A 2,761-nucleotide genomic window follows, 5' to 3' on the forward strand; every position below is an offset into this window, starting at 1 on the left:
TTTTAACCGATATCGACGACCAGCAGCGGCCGGTCGGTGGCCTTGACGACGCGTTCGGTCGTACTGCCGAGGTTGAGACGTTTCTCGCGGCCGGTCCGGCCGTGGGTACCGAGCACGATCAGGTCGATGTCTGCCTCTTCGGCGTAGGAAAGGATTTTGCGATGGGGGACGCCGTCGGGTGTCGCAGTCATGACCTCGATGCCGGCCGATTCGGCCCGCTCGGCGAGTTCGGCAACCGCGTCTTCGGCATCGGCCATCAGTTCGGCCTCCACGTCGTCTTTGTCCTCGGTATCGGCCGCCAACACGACGCGGCGGTCGATAACGGAGACGATGTGCAGGTCGGCGTCGTAGGCCTCGGCGGCGCCGATGGCGTGTTCGAGCGCCTCGGAAGCGTTGTCGCTGCCATCGGTCGGCAGCAGTACTGAATCGTACATACGTTCCTCTCGGTGGCCCACCCACTTGTAACGCGAGGAGACCCGGAAGTATCGCCGGAACACGACCGGGCCGGGACGCCGCCGTCACCGAAAGCCCACCTTCGGCAGTAACGCTTTTATGACATCGAACCCGCTTCCGAGTGTGGGCGACGAACGTAGTATCGAAGACGTTCTCGATACGATCGGCGACCAGCATGCGCGGACCGTACTCGCCGCGATCAGCCGTGAGCCTCGGTCGGCCAAGGAGCTCGCTGAATCGTGTGACCTGTCGCTACCGACCATCTACCGGCGGCTGGAACTCCTACAGGACCACAACCTCGTAACCGAGCAGACCGCCGTCGCCGAGGACGGCAACCACTACAAGATCTACGAGTGCAACTTCGACAGCACGGTCATTCGCCTCGAAGACGACGAGTACGACGTTCGCATCTACCGGAAGGAGAACCTCCCGGACCGCTTTACCCAGCTGTGGGACGACCTTGGCGGGGAGTGAGGGGTCGGGTACTTTTAATAGTGCGCGCGGATTCCCCCGCACATGGTCGATATTCTACAGGGCGTCCTCATCCTGATGCGGCTGATTCTCTTCGGCCTCTCGCTCGGGCTGACGCTCATCAGTTTTCAAGCGTACACGAAACGCGGAAGCGACCGGCTCCAGTACGCCTTCATCGGCTTTGCGTTCATAAGCATGGGCGTTGCGGTGACGAACCTGACGACGCAGATCGGGGTTACCGGCAATCTGGGTCGCGAACTGCTCTATCTTCAGATCGCGGAGACGGTGCCGTTCATCGTCGGCTTCGCGATGATCTACATCTCGCTGTATCGCTGACGTTCACTCCCATTCCTCGACGACGACGGCCTCCGAGCTACAGTAGAGACACGACCCGCCGTGGGCCAGCGCCGCGAGCTGTCGGCCGCAGTTCAGACAGTGCAGCAACTCGCGGGCGCTGGCATCGAGTTCCGCACGAATCGCGGCCGACTGGGGCGGTATCGCTCGGTTCGGCCGTCGGAGATTCCGATCCTCGGGCATAGGTTCGATACGGACGCTTGCCTCAAAAGTCCCCGCTCATACGGATCGGTGTAGTCGTTTACCGACAAGTGCCGAGCCGTACCGGGGCACTCGCCGGAAATTCCTTACAACGATCCGTATCAGTTCGTCGTGACGAGTTCGACGACGTCCCGGTGGGAGAGTTCGTGGTCGCTGCCGATCTGGCGGTTCGCGCGGCAGTCGACGCCGTGCAGGAGGCCGTCGCCGAGGTCCGAGTGGATGTGGTAGGCGAAATCCGAGGTGGTCGAGCCCTCCGGCAGGAGGAAGCAGTCGGGGAGGACCTTGCCGTCGGCGGTTCCGAGACCGCCCGACGAGCCGGGGAAGACGGCGACCATGCCGAGGACGTCGAAGAAGGCGTCTTCGAGGGCGCCCTGCACGCCGGTCCCGCCGTATTCGCCGATGAATTCCGCAATCTGGTCGAGGCCAGATTCCTGGTCCTCGGAAACGTCGCCGACGATCTCGAAGCTATCGTCGCCCGGCGTGTACTCGACGACGCCGTTCTCGTCGGCGCTTTTGAGCGCCTTCTCGGCGTGGGCGCTGGCGGGGACGATGGTGAGGTGCTCGTAGTCGGGGTCGTCGACGATCTGGGCGTAGTTCTCCTGTGCCTCCGGAGTGTCCATCTTGTTGGCCGCGATGACGATGGGTTTGGTCTCCTTGCGGATCTCGCGGGCGAGTTCCTCGCGGTGGACCTCGTCCCACGCCTCGGGTTCGAAGCCGAGACCGACGCGGCGGATGAGCCGTTTGATCTCGTCCTCGTTGGTCCGGAAGGCGGTCATCTGCTCGGCGAGTTCCGTCTCGATGTCGGTTTCGGCCTTGTCGTAGGCGCCCTCGTAGCGCTCGATACCGCGTTCGAGGATGTCGAGGTACCACATGTCGAGTTCGTGTTCGAGGAAGTCGATGTCCTCGCGGGGGTCGTGGTCCTCGGTGGGTTCGCCCTCGGCGTCGGTCTTCCCGGAGAAGTCGACGACGTGGACGAGGACGTCGGCCTCGTTGAGGTCGGTGAGGAACTGGTTGCCGAGGCCGGCGCCCTCGTGGGCGCCGGGAATCAGGCCGGCCACGTCGACGAGTTTGATGGGCACGAACCGCTCGTCGTCGCGGCAGAAGCCGGTATCCGGCGTGCAGGTCTCATCGAAGTCGGGGGCCGCACAGGGAACGCGAACGTAGGCCTCGCCGACCGAGGGGTCGATGGTCGTGAACGGATAGGCGCCCTCCGGCACGTCGTTCATCGTCGCCGCATTGAAGAAGGTGGACTTGCCGACAGAGGGCTTGCCGACGAGTCCGA

Annotated in this window: 5 protein-coding genes; 2 read left to right on the forward strand and 3 right to left on the reverse strand. The window is 63.6% G+C overall.

Annotation, left to right across the window (positions count from 1 at the left end; genetic code table 11):
• Window positions 1-2: 2 nt before the first annotated feature.
• The gene (locus V5A53_RS14370; RefSeq protein ID WP_332314297.1) at window positions 3-434 is read right to left on the reverse strand and encodes a universal stress protein; all 432 of its coding nucleotides are present in this window, start codon (window positions 432-434) and stop codon (window positions 3-5) included.
• A 142-nt stretch (window positions 435-576) separates the two neighbouring features.
• On the opposite strand from V5A53_RS14370, the gene V5A53_RS14375 reads away from it, so the two are divergent.
• Window positions 577-927 (forward strand): ArsR/SmtB family transcription factor, encoded by a 351-nt coding sequence (locus V5A53_RS14375; protein ID WP_332314298.1) that lies wholly within the window; start codon window positions 577-579, stop codon window positions 925-927.
• 42 nt (window positions 928-969) lie between these two features.
• Window positions 970-1,260 carry a DUF7521 family protein gene (locus V5A53_RS14380; protein WP_332314299.1) on the forward strand — a complete coding sequence of 97 codons (291 nt, stop codon included), beginning with the start codon at window positions 970-972 and terminating at the stop codon, window positions 1,258-1,260.
• Window positions 1,261-1,263: 3 nt separating this feature from the next.
• Here the strand turns inward: V5A53_RS14380 and V5A53_RS14385 are convergent, their stop codons facing one another.
• Both V5A53_RS14385 and V5A53_RS14390 read right to left on the reverse strand, forming a co-directional pair.
• Window positions 1,264-1,461, reverse strand: coding sequence for a hypothetical protein (locus V5A53_RS14385; RefSeq protein ID WP_332314300.1), 198 nt, complete (start codon window positions 1,459-1,461; stop codon window positions 1,264-1,266).
• A 119-nt stretch (window positions 1,462-1,580) separates the two neighbouring features.
• Window positions 1,581-2,761 (reverse strand): redox-regulated ATPase YchF (locus V5A53_RS14390; RefSeq protein WP_332314301.1); only part of this gene is annotated, 1,181 nt, incomplete at its 5' end.

The organism is Natronomonas sp. (genome assembly GCF_036625485.1).
Taxonomy (GTDB): Archaea; Halobacteriota; Halobacteria; order Halobacteriales; family Haloarculaceae; genus Natronomonas.